The organism is Paraburkholderia nemoris (assembly GCF_905221015.1).
Taxonomy (GTDB): Bacteria; Pseudomonadota; Gammaproteobacteria; order Burkholderiales; family Burkholderiaceae; genus Paraburkholderia; species Paraburkholderia nemoris.
In genome coordinates this window covers 1-14,581 of the sequence record NZ_CAJNBO010000035.1, presented here as the reverse complement: position 1 = coordinate 14,581, position 14,581 = coordinate 1, and the positions used below count along the sequence as shown (strand labels likewise).

The following is a 14,581-nucleotide window of genomic DNA, read 5'->3' as shown; positions in this document are numbered from 1 at the left end:
CACGACGTTACCGCCGGCGGCCCGATGGATTTTTGAGCGCCAATTTTTATGTAAAATTTAGCAATCCTAAATACACCACTGTAAAAGCTTGATTACGCCAATATTTCCTTTCACGCTCGTCATCTGCCCGCGATGAACAACGAATTCGACGTTCTCCGGCAAGCCGAAGTCCTCAGCCTTCAATATTTTCACGTCGGCAGGAGGATTGCTGACTAGGCTTCCAGCTTGCAGCCCCAGAAGGGAGTCGTCCTCTTTCCGATCATTTGATGAGATAAGCGCAAGAAAGTCATCCAACCACCGCCACCGATCAGGACGAGCGAAGTTCTCAAGCGAAACCAGTTGCACCCAAAAGCGATGCCGGTCGCTCCGAATGCAAACCTGCCGCGCATCTTGTCCTGCCTCGTCCAAAGCTTGTTCAGCGCGTTTTGCGTCGCTCTCACCGCTCCAGACTCGAACCCGGTGCCACCAATTTCTGTAGCTGGCATCTATCAACGCCATCTTGTAGGCAGCAAGGAACTGCCGGACCTCGCGTTCGACCGCACAATTGTGAAACAACAATATACTTTGACACGATACACACAAGCAATTCAGATGCTGAGCGAAGATTGCGATTGAGCTCCGGAGAAATAGAGTTCGACACAAACGCAGCCCAACGCGATTGGGGCAGAAATCTTGCGACAAAATACTTTGACACAACCTGCTAGCGGCAGGGCGTCATCGAATGCTCCGGCTTGCATCGACCGCGAAGTGGCCGTTCGTCAAACCGAGCATGCTCACCAAAAGCCGACAGTCAACGTCTGTGGTCGTTGCGTGTAACTTGGCACTGCCAGCCTCCTACCTGCCGGGGCACTTTGTTCCATGGTTTTGTAGGCCCGAAGATGTGCCTCCGCGCTACTTCGTTCCGATCGCCCTGAGCAAGCGCTTCGTCTCGACCAACAGCAACAGCTCGTCATCCTGGTTGATAAGACGAGCGTGCATAGTCGCAATACGGACTGGGAACAGGCGTTGGAAGGATTCCCGCATGTCCTCCGCGCGGCCGAATACCGTCTTGAAGACAGCGTTCCAATTGTCCTTGCGCTCAATGATCGCTCTGTAGTCGGTGAAATCCGCATAATCGATCAACGGATGTTCGGCATGTCCGGCCTTCACCGCCTTATCCCTCTTTTCGGTCCAGGTATCGAACATTTTCGGGGGGAGCTGTCGCTTCATCCAGTCATCGCCAAATGCGGCCTGCATCACCCGCTCGATGAAGCGACGAAGGGCGACTTCGAAACGCTGCAATCGGTCGAATGTCTCCTTCGCGCGTGCAAAGCTGTCCTGTTGGTCATCAACACTTTCGGTTGACTCCTGCTCACGTAGACCCGCGATCCGTAGGCCTTCGTCGAAAGCCGACGTCGTGAAATCTGTGAGATCGGGATCGAAACCTCGTTCCACATAGAAGCCCGAGCGCCAAAAAGGATCGATCAACGATTCAGGTGCCGGCGTCAGCATATCGCGCCAATCGCCGAGACCGGGTCGTAGCGCTGCCGCGAAGTCATGGTCGAACGCACGCAAGCTATCGATCCCGCGACCCATGGCGATGATCTCAGAGAAGGCCTTGGCTGAAGCAAGACTTCCGTCTATCCGAAGCCACGGGGAACGCATCGTCGCCATAGCCGTCTGCAGACGTCCTTCGGTTCCCAGCACAGTGCGGGCGAGACCAGCCTTCTGCGTGGCCTCATGGGCGATTCGGCGCAGTTCCGAAACATCCGGCAACCGAAACAGATCTTTATAGGTCTGTTGCACCGCAATTGTCGCGCTGATCGATTTGCGGATATCCGACTGAAGATCGAACAGCCCCAAGCGTCTCGCCGCCTCGACAGGTCCCTCGAGCAGTTTGCGCTGACGCTCAAAGTCTTGGGCGATCTTTGCCATGCCGCCGACGTCGGCGAGACCTGACAGCATCTTGCGGTGCGCCTCCTCCTGCCGGAGGAAGTCCATCATCGCCGATCCTATCCCAAGCCGCTTGTGAGCGTCCCCTAACAGATCAATGTGTCGCCGCAGGTCGTCAAAGGAGTTCGTCAACTGCCGCAACGCTTCCTGTTGTTGAAAAAGGCGAAGGAACTCATCGGACATCGTGTGCTCGCAAAGTTATGGGCCTGACAAAGGTACGGGCTGAATCGCCACAGTATCCCTGGACCTTCGTCAGCCGTTCGGAATGGCTTTGTCCGAATTTTACTGGCGACAGGCTGCCAGCGGCGCCGTCCTCGCCGTGATTCGATGAATTTCCATACTAACCACCTGCACCCGCAGATTTAAGATGCCAATTTCGCTGCCGATGGCTCCCTGTTCTCTTATCGCCAGCGAGCGCCCGCTTCAGAGCTTCATCCAGCCGCAGCGGCCAGAGTCCGCTGGCCAGCTGGCGCTCATCGCGCGCGGCGTCTTCGATCCACCAGGGCCACCCTGTGTCTAACTCTGTTGTTTCGTGTCAAAGTATGGAAGGTCGCGCTAGGCAGGCGTCTGAGATCCACTGCCTTACCGGCTTTGATGAGCGATCGCCGCTCGAAATGCTGAAAGAGCATCATGCCAAGCGCGACAGCAAAAATGACAACGGCGTCGGTCCCAGCAACATCGACAAACGCGAACCAGCAGATTGCCAATTGGTGAACAAACGTCACGATGTTTTCGTTCATGCGGTTTTTCCTAAAGGCCCGTCAGGCGCGTTTCAACATACTTCGGCCTCGGCAATGTCAACTACTTCGGTGTTTTTAGTTGTCGTCGTGTTTTCCCTGTCGCGCGGCAGGATGCGTCGCTTTTTATCGGCATCAGTTCTGCTCGCTCGATTGCGAGCACCAGTGCTCGACTCGGTCAGTCGTGAAGCGAGCAACGACTTTGTCGGCATCCTTCACGACTCGGCCGAAGCCATCTTCCTTGGCGTTCACGGGTTGTCCCAGCGGCCATCAGGTCGTGGATTCTGGTCCTCCGGCATGACCTTGCAAATCCAGTCGTTCCTTCGCAGCTCAGCGGCGAGGTCGAGTGCGGCAGACAGCGGCTGCGCGGGTGGATCCCAGCACCAATCGGCCGGCGATGAACCGCAGTTCAGGTCGTACCACACAATAAACAATCCATCAGTGGGAACCTGTTCGTCCACTGAATCGGTATGCTTTGTGTCAATAAGCGTGCTCATTTTTTTCCTATGACATCAATCATCACTTTTTCCTGCTCGCGCTTCCAGCCGCGATCCAAGCTCCACACCATGTATCGATCTGCAAGCGGCGAGCCTACGCCCCAATAAGTAGCTACGCCAAGGGGGATCGTTACCAGGCAGGTCTGCCACACAGCCAGGCCGAACCATTGGCACAGGAGGGAGGCGGCGAGGGCCAACAGTAGACCGGGACCGTACGTTATGAAGTTCAGTAGGTGTTTTCGTTTCATCACTTTTCCGATGGTTCAATCGACGCGCCGCGCGACGTCGAAAAGCTTCATGTTGATCTTGTCACGATCGCGGCGGCGGTTCGCTATCGTCTCGTCATTCACGTTGCACGTAGCGTCATGCAAGTTCACATAGCCGAACAAGCGAGACAACAACTCCAATCCCTGCGCGTGCTGAATTGCCCTGTTCGACAGCTTTCGAATCGTCTTCGCCGCTCTCTTGAATTCAACGACAGTCACAGAGTCGCTTGTTGCGACCAAAAGCATCAGATGGCCTATCGTTTGCTCGGAAAGATAGTCGAGCTCGTCTTCAGAAAAACCGTGAGCGTTGTTGGCGTTCAAGAATGCGCGGAAATGTTCTCGAAGCGTCCTCGGAACTGCTTTGGCGGTCAGGGGTCCTAGGCACAGCCGGAAGAACCATGACGACTGGCGGTGCTGTTGCGTTGTTGACGGAACTATCTAATACGCTCATGGCTTTCCAGAAGCCCGCTCCCGCAAGGGTTCGGGCGGTTGCCCTGGCGAACCAGGGAGATATCACAGTCGAAACGCAATGCCGGTAAGTCCACTTACCAGCATTGCCGCCAGGGCAAAAAATTTTCGCGTACGCGAAAATTTACTGTTCATCGCTCACAAATATCTGATACCAGAATCCCCGCTGGGCGATGTACACGGCCGATGCAACTCCCGCAACGATTCCTGTGACTGCCCACATGGGCAACGCGAGTTTGAACGTCGCCCACCCAATCAGGCTCGCCGACACGGATGCAACCATGATGCGGCAGACCCCGGTCCTGATTACTTCCGTTTTCATAGTTGGTCCTTTTTTCGCGTACGCGAAAATTTCTTCCCGGCGACAGGCCGGCAGCAGTTATGCACCGTTTCTGTTGAAAGGTCTGTGGATAAGGTGTCGGACGTAGCGCAAGCATCTTCACCTCCGTCCTCGACGGCTTCGAGCAACTTCTGTAAAAGTCCGTTCGTCAGCATATTGTTTTCCGCCCCATTCACTCGGCGATGTCGTAATCGGCGTTCGTCGGCCAATCGATTCCATCAAGGGCGCGCAGTGATTCCTGGATGCGCGCCTGCGCCTTGAGCAATTTGTCGCGAAGCTCGTAAGGGTTGTGGTGGATGCCGTAGCCGTTCGTGCTCACCGAGCCGGACAAGGTGTTGTACGCATCGAGCCAGGCCTTCTCGGCGGCTTCGCAACCCTTCGCGGCGGCATTGAGCTTCGACTTCGCCTCTTGTTTCGTGGTCATGTTCGATCCTTGTCTCACTTCCGGCCGCGTCCGGGGCGTCGCGCGCCATGTGCATTACCATGCGCCTTCATACTTTCTCCGGGGCTGGAGAGTCCGTCATCCAGTATGCCGATCGTCCCATTATAGTGAAGCAGGTCGCTTCGCACGGCCCGGTCGATCGAGGTGCCGAGGGATGATAGTGGATACTCAGTCATCTTCTACATCTGGTTCAGGGCGACGTGTGCTGTTGAGCCAGATGCGCTCATACCTGTAACGGCTCGCAATCGACGGCGGCCGTGCTCGCAATCAACGCAGTTCCCGGCTCAGATTAGTTGCGACTGACGCACACCGCCAGCTCACATTATTTGCGACTGAGCTTGCAATCATCCGCTTCGGCTTGCAATCCATCGACGCTGGCTCACATTATTTGCGACCGGCCGCTTACCACATGGCGTGCCCCGGTTGCGAGTTTCTCGAGCGCCGACTGGGCGATGAACAGAACTGGCCCCGCCGCGACGGGCAGCACAACCCACAAGAGTCGTTCAGGCTTCTTCGAAGCGGACGCTCAATCACCTAAAGTCGGAGCTAACACACGGCCAGTTATCGCCAGGCTATGCCGCTTAGGACCAGTAGTGTTGTTCATGTCGAGGAGTAGCGCCTGGCTAGGCAGACTGTTTCCTCGCGTGCAAGGGCGCCCAGCTACTGGCATAGACACTATTCCCCTTCCGGATCAAGTATCCATGATATCCAGCTATCCAGATAAGTGCCCACGATGCCTTTGGCCGCGCGTTGCGCTTCGTCTGGTGGCAAGCCGTAATAATGCATAGCCCAAGCTTCGGTTTCTCTGATGGTTGCGGGAATGTTAGCAATGGCGCGGTCGCGGTCTGCGCGGGGCCACAGCGTGCGGATGTTTTCAATGCCCCGATCATGGATTTCTTTTTGGTCGTTCCATGCCTTCATGGCCCGGACGGATTGGTCAATCTTCCTAATATTCTGCGCCGTGCCATAGCTTTGCGGCGTAATGGTCATGCGCACGGCGTCCAGCTTCATATTCGCCAATACGCCGCTGGACATGGAGCCTGAATTTCCCCGCGTGATGTCGATGGGTGTACTGAAAGCCGCATCCATGGTCCGCCACGCCGGCAGCCAGAAAAGTCCGTTCATGGGTTCGCAATAAGGGGCACCATCGTCCCGGTGCGAGAAATTGAGTCCCCCGAAGGCCTTGGACGCGTTGGGCCAATCATCACGAAACACAAAGGCGTGCGCACAGGTGACAAGCCCCGGGTCCGGATTGTCGCGCAGCAGGAGCCGCAACAGGTAATAGATGGCCTGCGCGCGTGGCACATCGGTGGGGGTGTACTCTGCCCAAGCCTGATCGGAATGGTCGGCGTTTGCCTCGGCTCGCTGCAGCGCCGAACGTCGTTCAGATTCGTTGACGCCGCTGGCCGGATAGTGTAATGAAAGATAGGCCAGCCAGGCTTGCCCAAGCGGGTTGTCCGGATACTGACGTAGCAGCTTCGCGGCGGTGTCCGGATGTTCGGGAATAAAGCTGGTGACGGCCTGGACGGTGGCGGACTCCCTATCCTTGCCGACGGCGTCGTGGAATATTTGAATCCTCGCCGTAATCCGCCTCGTCAGGCATTCGCTTATACCTTCCTTATTTACTGGCCGCTCGCATTCGTTGCGATATCCCAGCCAGTCTCGCTCCCCGGCGCGAATGGCGGACGCAGCCTCGGCAGGCATGGCAACCAGAGTGGTCAAAAAAGCCTGCTGGAGTTGCTTGTCCAGCGCCGCCAGCTTGGGGTCGCGGCAGATCGCTTGCTCGATCACGCCTCGCTCTTTGGCGCAGTCAAACGATGGCGCCGGCAATGGCGCTTGAGCGGAGGCAATCGCAGGCGCGACCACTGTGGAGATCAAAAAAGCCAGAAACCTGGTCAGTTTGACGTTACGTTTCCGGTCCGTGAAGTCGGCGTGCTTGAGCAATTTGACAAATTCCTGTAGGTCGAGAAACGTGCAACATGTCAATCCATCTCGCGCGGAAACACGAAGCGCGACAAGGATTATTATTAAATTCAGGATTCCGAGCGTTTTCATGTGGCGTTGGATGTCCGTAGTTGGCCGACTGCTGCCCGATGCGCTTTTATCCGAAACGTTCTTGCGGGTTCTATAACTGTGCCGATCGAACCCACGAGTTTCCAATAGTCCGATGCGTCAGTAGGTCGTGACCGTACCTGTCATCGGGTCTATGACAGATACGCTGTCGTAGGTACGTTGGAATATCTCTAACCCATGGACCACGCCTGCGGTGTCTTTGAACTTGTTCGTACCCACCATCTTATAAATACGTGTCGGCTCATTGGTCCTTCGAATATGGACATCTGATCCGACCGGAAGCACTATCCCGTTTGACATTCGAGTCTCCGCTTTTCCAATATGAGGCTCAGACCGTGCGAGCCCAGCCCGGACGGTCGCGGTCTTGATAAGGAACAGTTCCCAAAGGCCCGGATGCATACGCCGATGCTCGGGCGTGCCGGGTTTCGCCTCCCAGCACTGCCACGCACGCAGCTTGGAATGCACGACCCCGGCCGCTTGGGTCTGGGTGAGGCCGGCCGCCTGGCGAGCGGTCAACACCTCATCCGGCGTCGGGATAACCGCGCTCGGCGTGCGGTTGCTGCGGTTTGGATGGTTGACCATGCCGGGGCTCACTGGCTCACGAGTTGGCTGGGCAGCACGCCTACCACGCTTGCGAACGTGACAAGGTTGTGGACCACTTCGACGGGGCTGGCATGTACGACGTCGAGCAGGGCGGCGAAGGCGAGAGGGTTTTTCATGGGTCAATTCTCAGTGATTCGCCCGCGAGGTGCGGACGTGTTGAATTGCGAGCCCGGCGACAAACAGCGTCACGAGCACGGTAAAAGAGCCGGCCAGCAGCCAATAAACCGAGTCGGCCGGCTGGTTGCTGCCGATCGCCACCATTACGAAAAATGACCGGCACGGCCAGCACAAGTACCGCGAACTCAAGCAGGTGGAACAGGCCCATATCGTCGCGCTGGGTGACCTCGCGGCCGAGGCCGCGAGCGAGGGCAAGCAGGTTTTTCATGGGCTCACCCTCCGTGGTTACGCGTGGATAAACGGCTTGTCCCAACGGCCGATGCGCAGGCGCGTGTGATAGGCAGTGTCGAAATAGTCGGTTTGGCTGTCGCTGCGGTCGTACCAACCTGCCGAGCGCATCGCTTTATCGATCGCGCGGAACGCTTCGCCGGCCGGCGAAGCGTCGTAGCGGTCCAGATTGAACAAGTTCACGTCGAAATAGCCGTTGACCTTGTACGGCTCATCGCCCAGGCGCGCGGCGGTCTCACGGTTGAGGGTGTTGGCAATCTCGATCAGGTCAACCGGCGCAGCTGCGATCGTGCAGACGATGGACGTGTGATTCTCGACGCTCACGCTGTATTTCCAGCCCTTCGGCATGACGCGCTTGAGCTCTGCGGCGATGACTGCTTTTTGCTTCTGGTCCATGTAGGCCATTTTTCGGCTCCTGCCCCTGAATCCCCGAGGCGCGGGCGGATGCGTTGCATCCATGACCAGAATATTACACGCATTGCGTGTATTTGTGTGGATGGAAACGGCCGTTTTTGATTGATTATTCCTATCCAAACATACACGCAATGCGTGTATTAAAGCGTTCGCTCGAAACACCTTTCTTCGTTGGAGCTTTGGGGCTGATCCGATGAACCAGACGCTCGCACTCTCTTCACCGCAGTCGTTGCCGGCGCTCGTGATTGCCGCCGGCGACCGCGCCGGCGTGCGCTTTCTGGAGTTTTTCGCGTCGGCGATCCGCAATCCGCACACACGCGGCGCGGCAGGCGACTTCCTGGCGTGGTGCGCCGGCGTGCCGTCGCTCACCGCGGTGCAGCCGCTGCATGTCGCGGGCTGGATCGAGTTGCAGACACGGATGCTATCTGTAGCGGCTTGATTACATCCGTCGCAGGGCGCGCAAGGGCAAGACCACCGTGCTCGAGGCGACCGAGGCGCGACAGTTGCTCGACAGCATCGATGTTACGCCGCCGGCGGGGCTGCACGACCGCGCGCTGATCGCGCTGATGGTGTTCTCGTTCGCTCGGATGGGCGCGGCGCTCGCGATGCGGGTCGACGAGGTCTACGTGCAGCAGCGGCGCCTGTGGGTGCGCCTGCGCGAAAAAGGCGGCAAAAGGCACGAGATGCCGTGCCATCACACGCTCGAGGCGTACCTGCATGCGTATCTGGACTGCACCGGGATCGGCGACGATCCGAAAGGCTCGCTGTTCCGTACGATCCGGCGCGGCACCGGTCGGCTGAGCACCACGCCGTTACCACGGGCCAATGCGTATGCGATGGAGCGGCGCCGCGCGCTCGCGGCCGGCATTGGCACGGGCATCGTAACCACACGTTCCGCGCGACCGGGATCACCGCGTACCTGAAGAATGGCGGCACGCTCGAGAACGCCGCGGCGATGGCGAACCACGCGTCGATGCGTACCTGTATCGGCCCGATTACATCCGTCGCCGCGACGACATCAGCCTGGATGAGTTGGAGCGGATTCGGCTGTAATATTGCAGCGCGGTTTATCCCGGTGCTTTCTTTGTTCTTGTTATCGCGGTTCAGGAGCTCAATTTGATGGCTATGCCCAAGCCCCAGGTTTTCATCGCGTCTTCGGTCGAGGGCCTGCCCGTTGCGGACGCCATTAACGCGAACCTCGATCACGACACGTATCCCACCTTATGGCGGACGGGAACGTTCAGGCTTGGATCCAATGCGCTTGACGATCTCGTGGAAAATCTCATCACTGAAAGTGGTATTGACGTTCTGATGAAGAACGAACATCACTTCCAGGAAAACGGATCTGGCGGAAAGCCGGGCGGTTTCGAAGAGATGGACGACTCGATTCCGTTCTAGAACAGGCAGTCATTCCCACCATAACTGGTCGACACGCACAGGCCTTTGTCGACCAGTCCGATCCCGTAAGGTCTCACCACAAGCTCGGAACCTATCCCGGGCTCCGCCAGTTATTCTGGTGTGGCGTCTGGATACTCAGTCATCCTCCACATCAGATACCGGCCGAGGTGTGCTGTTAAGCCAAATCCGCTCAAATCCGGCGAGATCGCACAGTAGCGCCCAGGCCGCATAAGGGATCTCCGCATCTTCGCCGACCCATCGGCGCACCAGGCGGCCGCCGTTTTCGCTCAGTCCCAGCACGCGCGCCACGCCGCGCCCGGGCAGGCCCGTGCGACGGATGATCTCCTGTATCTCGCTACCGCTCGGACGGGCCCATTCGGTCGCTGCGCGCAGGCATTCGGGACGGATTTCTAGCTGGTAATTGTCACTCACTGCCGTTTCCTCATCATACGTTGTGTGTCACAGGACTCTCGTCCTGAAGCGATCCAGCCCCCACGGCTTACGCCGCGGGGGAAAGAACGCGGCCTTTGGCCGCTGGACGACCCCATGCCGTGGGTCACCCAGGCCCAGCCGTCACGCCCCTGCGCTTCGCTCCGGGTACGCCGCTCTCCCCACGCCTACCGGCGCAGGTCCCCGTGCGGCTCGATCCGGGCGCGACGGCGCGCGCGAGGCGTCACTGGTGACGCATACCCTTGGCTTGCAGGAAGGGGGATCAGACGGACGGCGTACAGACAGGGTGCTCGCAATGGCGGGAAATGCTAACCCCAGCCTTAACGGCTGGGGCTTCCTGTTTCAGTTAGTCAACGGCGCGAAAAATCTTGCCTGCATCGACGTGGTTCAATGCGAATTCACGCAACGCGTAGAAGCGTTCGATAATCGAGTCGTCCATGGTTATTTCCGAAAGATGGCACAGAGTAAACAGCGTGACGACAATTCCGAATGCGTCGGGTTGCATCGTATCGCTAAAGCTGTTCAGATTCCACTCGACCATAAGCGCATTGCTGCGCGACGGCGCAACATAAAATCCGCTATTCGACAGTTCGAAAAACTCCCAGCTACCTCCCGTGTATTCTGCAGACAGACGCCGCGCCCAATCATAGATCATGCTTTCGCCCTTCAGGAAATGCCCGCCGAGGTAGCGCGGGAAGAATTCCGTCCGTCGTTCGGCGGGCACCACTGAAGAAACGATTGCTACTGTATTTACATCAGTCATCGGAAAAACTCCGGATAAACGCCATCGCGTTATGCGAGGCTCACCGTCATTATAACCAGTCTATGTTTTTATTTTTCACCATTTTCGATTAAATATGTTTACTGAGATTTCGATTCAATTAATAAAATCATAATGAGATGGTGAGTTAAGTATTGTTTGATCGATTTAGTTCTTTATAATAACTGCTGAGCCTCGCATAACGCGATGGCGATTTACCGGAGATAATCTGATGGAAAACGGGCTTACTTCCCTGGCCGAAAATATCGGTGACGCCACTGTCGGCGCTACGCTTGAAACGGACTTCGGTGGCAACGCAAAGATCGTATATGTCCCCTACACACGCCTTTGCCGATCGCCACACAACGTGCGTACCAAACCGCCGACTGGCATCCCCGGCCTGGCCGACAGCATCCGCGCCAAGGGCCTCATGCAAAACTTAGTTGTGCATGTGATGCCGGGATCGCGCGGCAAGAACCCGCCGCTTGGCGTATGCGCAGGGCAGCGCCGGTTCGCCGCGCTCAATCTGCTGCTGGAGAATGGCAGCATTCCGGCCACCTATCCGGTCCCGGTCAAGATCGTCAGCGAAGCCGAAGCGCTCGCCACGTCCCTGATCGAAAACCAGCAACGCGAGCCCATGCATATCGCTGATGCCTGTATCGCTTTCCGCCTGTTACTGGAGGAAGGCCGCAGCATCGATTACGTGGCGTTGTTGTTCTCAACCACGCCGCTTGCCGTGCGCCGAAGTCTCAAGCTGGCGAACGTCTCCCCGAGGTTGATTGAACTGTTCCGTAATGACGAAATGTCGTTCGAACAGGTCAGCACCCTGGCGCTCGTTGACGACCACGCGGCACAGGAACGCTTCTGGTTCGACGTGGCGCAACCCTGGCAGCGTGAACCGGCACGACTGCGCGCGGCGATCACGCACGAGGAAATCAGCGTGCGCGACAGTCATCTGGTGGCATTCGTCACCCTGCCCGCCTATGAGGCCGCAGGCGGTCACGTCCGCCACGATCTTTTCAGCGAGGACGCCAACGGTGGCTATGTGACCGATGCCGAACTGTTGCAACGGCTCGCCGCAGAAAAGATGCTTGGCATCGCGCAGCAGTTGAGCACCCAGGGCTGGTCATGGGTTGAAACCAGGCTGAAATACGACTTCAACGAAATCGCCCGATATGGTCGTTTGCCCTCCGTGACGCGCAACTACACGAAGAAGGAAAAGACGGAGCTTCGCGCCCTGGAGAAGGTCAAGGAGAGCGCACAAAAGGCGCTCGACGCGTTTTACGATGATGATTCGGGCGACGACGACCCCGAACAGCGCGAGCGTCTTGAAGCCGCGTCGGAACTCGCTGAGCGCGCCGTTGATGAATTCGCTGCGCGCCTCGAATCCTGGGACGAGACGCAGAAGGCGCACGGCGGCGCATTCGTCACGCTTGACCATGACGGCAACGTGCAGATCGAGCACGGCCTTATCAAGCCGCAGGACCGGAAAACGGCGAAGCTTGAGAATGTGACTGGAGCCGCCGAAATCGAAGGCGGTCGTCTTGAAAAGCCACTGCACGGGAAGGAGCTTTGCAAGCGCCTGACCTCGCACCGCACGGCGGCGGTGCAGGTCGAGCTTGCACGCAACCCGGTTGCGGCCCTCGCTGTTTTGATGACACAGCTTATCCCGACCGTGTTCGATGAACACTACGAGTACCTGTACGACGCTCACGCAATCACCGTGCGTGCGACCTGCACGCACGGCAAGCTGGCCGAGGTCGATGACATGGATACAAGCCCAGCCTGGCTGGAAATCTCAGCCGAACGCAAAAAATGGGCGGCGATGCTGCCGACGCGGTTCGACCAGTTGCTGCCCTGGTTGCTTGCGCAGAGCGAGGACGTGACAAGCAACCTGTTTGCATTCTGCGTGGCCGCGACGGTGGACGGCGTGAGTATCACGGACACCCCGCATCCGGTGAATGCTCTCGCGGACATGCTTGAACTTGACATGACGAAGTACTGGACGCCGACCCGCGCGAGCTACCTGAACCATGTGCCGAAATCGCGCATTGTCGAGGTGGTGTCCGCTGCCGTGTCACCGGAGGCTGCTGCACCACTGGCCGCGATGAAGAAGGACGCCGCAGCCGAGGCGGCGCAATTGCGGCTCGCGCAGAGTGGCTGGTTGCCGGAGGTGCTGACGAACCGTCAGAAACCGCACGCCTATGACAGCGTAGACGACGAGGTGACAGACGATACGGAGGACGAAGCCGCATAACCCCTGTATCCCGCGCGTCTCAATCGGGATGCGCGGGATCGGTCAGCGGCACTGCGTGAACCACTTCCCTGCAAGCCATCGGCGTTCGCAGACCGCGAACGCTTCGCGCGCACCGTCGCGCCCGGATCGAGGCGCACGGGGACCCACGCGGTAGCGTGGGGAGAGCGCCGACCCGAAGGGGCGATCCGGACAGACGCTGGAAATCCGCTGACCTAAGCAGGTTTTTTGTACGGGTTAGGAAAGACCTCTTCAACAGCGGCCTGGCGTTTCTGCGCTTTCTGTGCTGTTGAAAGCAGCCGGTACTGTGCTGGTGTGAGTTCGGCAGTCAGCCAGTCCTCAGGCACGGCGACAAGCGTACTGCCTGTCTGGGCAAGACGCTGGTCTGAACTTCGAAGTGGCTCAGGTGCGCCGCCGAGCGCTGGCGTCGAGACGACTTGAGCAAGGCTTGAATCTGCTGGTTTCTGCGCGGTCGGGCGTCGCCTCTTGCGCAGACGCGCGAGCGCGCTTTCAAAGCTGTAAAGCGTCATTCTAAAGCCCTGCCGGTGTAACGCGTCCAACACGGCAGCACGCCGTACGCCCGCCCGCAACGCCGTTTCAACTTCATCGAATACATCGTTAAGTCTGGCGGTTTCTGAGCGGTGTCCATCGCCAGTGGCAAGCCGGACAAGCGTTTTCCTCAGGGTGCTTTCAGTCATTACGCGTTGTCCATTTCTAGGTCTTCACGAAAAATGCGCATACTTCGCACTGCATCATAACTGATCACGCATTGATTTCGCCATGAAAATGCATTGCAAGCGCATTGTGATGAATTGAGAGTGCATTGAAGGTGCACTGGCTATGCACTGCGAAGCGTAAAACGGAGGCAGAGGGAGGCACGATGCATATGTTCGACAAATTGCTACGCACTTTGCCAAACATATCGCGCCCAAAGGGGATGCCCCTTTGGAAACCCCGGCGGCGAAGCCGCCCGGGTGCGCGCCTGACGGCGCTGATGGGCCGCGAGGCGGCCGGGCTGGATGAGGGGCCTTTGAATGGCAATGGAATGGCAAGTGCCCTTCAGCACGCTCAGGCATGCTTTGGTGCGATTTCCGGTTTGCCCCCGCCGCCTGCGCGTGACGTCTGCCTCAGCGCGCTTGGCACGTCGTCACATCTTGCGCAACAGCGATCAGGAGCATCCGCCCGCTTGTTACCCATAAGTGATCTTCGTGCTCTGGCCGCCGGTGGATCACCGTGAGGCTTGCAACCTCAACCATGAATGGTATCGATCCGGTGTGGGCTCACCAGAGATATCGCACGCCGATATCGCCCCAGACGCCCTTGCGGCTTCCGCTGGCTGACGAGTTGACGGAGAACTGGTAGCCAAACTGGCTGTACACACTCATGCGGGTATCGATCTTCGCCGTGACGCCCGCGGCGACATCCATGCGCGTCGCCTGCCCGACCACCGGCACCTGATCGACTCCGGCATACGTCGTCGTTGCCTGCGCACCCCAGTCCCGCCAGAGGTTCGCCCGCACGTACGGCTGCCACACCTGTCCG

At 58.2% G+C, this 14,581-nt stretch carries 18 protein-coding genes and 1 pseudogene; 4 read left to right on the top strand and 15 right to left on the bottom strand.

Features of this window, described 5'->3' with window-relative positions:
• Positions 1-66: 66 nt before the first annotated feature.
• Positions 67-558, bottom strand: a complete 492-nt coding sequence (locus tag KHO33_RS35895) for a hypothetical protein (protein ID WP_200567480.1) — start codon at positions 556-558, stop codon at positions 67-69.
• 333 nt (positions 559-891) lie between these two features.
• Positions 892-2,115 (bottom strand): Swt1 family HEPN domain-containing protein, encoded by a 1,224-nt coding sequence (locus KHO33_RS35890; protein WP_200567481.1) that lies wholly within the window; start codon positions 2,113-2,115, stop codon positions 892-894.
• A 359-nt stretch (positions 2,116-2,474) separates the two neighbouring features.
• Here KHO33_RS35890 and KHO33_RS35885 point away from each other — a divergent pair, with 359 nt between their 5' ends.
• Positions 2,475-3,179 carry a hypothetical protein gene (locus KHO33_RS35885; RefSeq protein WP_211629263.1) on the top strand — a complete coding sequence of 235 codons (705 nt, stop codon included), beginning with the start codon at positions 2,475-2,477 and terminating at the stop codon, positions 3,177-3,179.
• Here KHO33_RS35885 and KHO33_RS35880 read toward each other — a convergent pair.
• The 9 genes from KHO33_RS35880 to KHO33_RS35845 all read right to left on the bottom strand — a co-directional run bounded on the left by KHO33_RS35880 (position 3,163) and on the right by KHO33_RS35845 (position 8,222).
• Positions 3,163-3,414 carry a hypothetical protein gene (locus KHO33_RS35880; RefSeq protein WP_200567484.1) on the bottom strand — a complete coding sequence of 84 codons (252 nt, stop codon included), beginning with the start codon at positions 3,412-3,414 and terminating at the stop codon, positions 3,163-3,165. The genes KHO33_RS35885 and KHO33_RS35880 overlap by 17 nt on opposite strands.
• A 15-nt stretch (positions 3,415-3,429) precedes the next feature.
• Positions 3,430-3,753, bottom strand: coding sequence for a hypothetical protein (locus KHO33_RS35875; protein WP_200567485.1), 324 nt, complete (start codon positions 3,751-3,753; stop codon positions 3,430-3,432).
• A gap of 271 nt (positions 3,754-4,024) precedes the next feature.
• Complete coding sequence (locus tag KHO33_RS35870) at positions 4,025-4,222, bottom strand: hypothetical protein (RefSeq protein ID WP_200567486.1); 198 nt, start codon at positions 4,220-4,222, stop codon at positions 4,025-4,027.
• A 190-nt stretch (positions 4,223-4,412) separates the two neighbouring features.
• Positions 4,413-4,664 (bottom strand): hypothetical protein, encoded by a 252-nt coding sequence (locus tag KHO33_RS35865; protein WP_200567487.1) that lies wholly within the window; start codon positions 4,662-4,664, stop codon positions 4,413-4,415.
• Positions 4,665-5,357: 693 nt separating this feature from the next.
• Positions 5,358-6,737, bottom strand: coding sequence for a lysozyme inhibitor LprI family protein (locus KHO33_RS35860; protein WP_200567488.1), 1,380 nt, complete (start codon positions 6,735-6,737; stop codon positions 5,358-5,360).
• Between the two features lie 117 nt (positions 6,738-6,854).
• The gene (locus KHO33_RS42365; RefSeq protein ID WP_234480809.1) at positions 6,855-7,337 is read right to left on the bottom strand and encodes a helix-turn-helix domain-containing protein; all 483 of its coding nucleotides are present in this window, start codon (positions 7,335-7,337) and stop codon (positions 6,855-6,857) included.
• An 8-nt stretch (positions 7,338-7,345) separates the two neighbouring features.
• The gene (locus KHO33_RS42700; protein WP_267915729.1) at positions 7,346-7,474 is read right to left on the bottom strand and encodes a hypothetical protein; all 129 of its coding nucleotides are present in this window, start codon (positions 7,472-7,474) and stop codon (positions 7,346-7,348) included.
• Positions 7,471-7,743 (bottom strand): hypothetical protein, encoded by a 273-nt coding sequence (locus KHO33_RS35850; RefSeq protein ID WP_200567489.1) that lies wholly within the window; start codon positions 7,741-7,743, stop codon positions 7,471-7,473. The genes KHO33_RS42700 and KHO33_RS35850 overlap by 4 nt, the downstream gene beginning before the upstream one ends.
• Positions 7,744-7,760: 17 nt before the next feature.
• Complete coding sequence (locus KHO33_RS35845; RefSeq protein WP_211629261.1) at positions 7,761-8,222, bottom strand: hypothetical protein; 462 nt, start codon at positions 8,220-8,222, stop codon at positions 7,761-7,763.
• 200 nt (positions 8,223-8,422) lie between these two features.
• Here KHO33_RS35845 and KHO33_RS43045 point away from each other — a divergent pair.
• Both KHO33_RS43045 and KHO33_RS35835 read left to right on the top strand, forming a co-directional pair.
• Positions 8,423-9,159, top strand: a pseudogene (locus KHO33_RS43045) (tyrosine-type recombinase/integrase); the annotation flags it as partial.
• 137 nt (positions 9,160-9,296) lie between these two features.
• Entirely contained in the window at positions 9,297-9,575 is a 279-nt protein-coding gene (locus KHO33_RS35835; RefSeq protein ID WP_200567491.1) for a hypothetical protein, read from the top strand.
• A gap of 135 nt (positions 9,576-9,710) precedes the next feature.
• Here the strand turns inward: KHO33_RS35835 and KHO33_RS35830 are convergent, their stop codons facing one another.
• Together KHO33_RS35830 and KHO33_RS35825 are read right to left on the bottom strand one after the other, a co-directional pair.
• Positions 9,711-10,007 carry an XRE family transcriptional regulator gene (locus KHO33_RS35830; protein WP_200567492.1) on the bottom strand — a complete coding sequence of 99 codons (297 nt, stop codon included), beginning with the start codon at positions 10,005-10,007 and terminating at the stop codon, positions 9,711-9,713.
• Between the two features lie 364 nt (positions 10,008-10,371).
• A complete protein-coding gene (locus KHO33_RS35825; protein WP_236074772.1) occupies positions 10,372-10,752 on the bottom strand; it encodes an antirestriction protein in 381 nt (126 codons plus the stop codon).
• A 463-nt stretch (positions 10,753-11,215) separates the two neighbouring features.
• Here KHO33_RS35825 and KHO33_RS35820 point away from each other — a divergent pair, with 463 nt between their 5' ends.
• Complete coding sequence (locus KHO33_RS35820; RefSeq protein WP_456291056.1) at positions 11,216-13,042, top strand: ParB/RepB/Spo0J family partition protein; 1,827 nt, start codon at positions 11,216-11,218, stop codon at positions 13,040-13,042.
• 212 nt (positions 13,043-13,254) lie between these two features.
• On the opposite strand, the gene KHO33_RS35815 is transcribed toward KHO33_RS35820, so the two are convergent.
• Both KHO33_RS35815 and KHO33_RS35810 read right to left on the bottom strand, forming a co-directional pair.
• Positions 13,255-13,737, bottom strand: a complete 483-nt coding sequence (locus KHO33_RS35815; protein WP_200567495.1) for a hypothetical protein — start codon at positions 13,735-13,737, stop codon at positions 13,255-13,257.
• A 582-nt stretch (positions 13,738-14,319) separates the two neighbouring features.
• On the bottom strand, positions 14,320-14,581 hold a 262-nt coding region (locus KHO33_RS35810), incomplete at its 5' end, for an autotransporter outer membrane beta-barrel domain-containing protein (protein ID WP_211629260.1).

Coding starts and splice junctions, on each gene's coding strand:
- KHO33_RS35845 (WP_211629261.1), bottom strand. CDS start 8,222: ATGGATGCAACGCATCCGCCCGCGCCTCGGGGATTCAGGGGCAGGAGC.
- KHO33_RS35850 (WP_200567489.1), bottom strand. CDS start 7,743: ATGAAAAACCTGCTTGCCCTCGCTCGCGGCCTCGGCCGCGAGGTCACC.
- KHO33_RS35880 (WP_200567484.1), bottom strand. CDS start 3,414: ATGAAACGAAAACACCTACTGAACTTCATAACGTACGGTCCCGGTCTA.
- KHO33_RS35890 (WP_200567481.1), bottom strand. CDS start 2,115: ATGTCCGATGAGTTCCTTCGCCTTTTTCAACAACAGGAAGCGTTGCGG.
- KHO33_RS35835 (WP_200567491.1), top strand. CDS start 9,297: ATGGCTATGCCCAAGCCCCAGGTTTTCATCGCGTCTTCGGTCGAGGGC.
- KHO33_RS35815 (WP_200567495.1), bottom strand. CDS start 13,737: ATGACTGAAAGCACCCTGAGGAAAACGCTTGTCCGGCTTGCCACTGGC.
- KHO33_RS35820 (WP_456291056.1), top strand. CDS start 11,216: ATGCAAAACTTAGTTGTGCATGTGATGCCGGGATCGCGCGGCAAGAAC.
- KHO33_RS42700 (WP_267915729.1), bottom strand. CDS start 7,474: ATGAAAAACCCTCTCGCCTTCGCCGCCCTGCTCGACGTCGTACATGCC.
- KHO33_RS35860 (WP_200567488.1), bottom strand. CDS start 6,737: ATGAAAACGCTCGGAATCCTGAATTTAATAATAATCCTTGTCGCGCTT.
- KHO33_RS35865 (WP_200567487.1), bottom strand. CDS start 4,664: ATGACCACGAAACAAGAGGCGAAGTCGAAGCTCAATGCCGCCGCGAAG.
- KHO33_RS35885 (WP_211629263.1), top strand. CDS start 2,475: ATGGAAGGTCGCGCTAGGCAGGCGTCTGAGATCCACTGCCTTACCGGC.
- KHO33_RS35870 (WP_200567486.1), bottom strand. CDS start 4,222: ATGAAAACGGAAGTAATCAGGACCGGGGTCTGCCGCATCATGGTTGCA.
- KHO33_RS42365 (WP_234480809.1), bottom strand. CDS start 7,337: ATGGTCAACCATCCAAACCGCAGCAACCGCACGCCGAGCGCGGTTATC.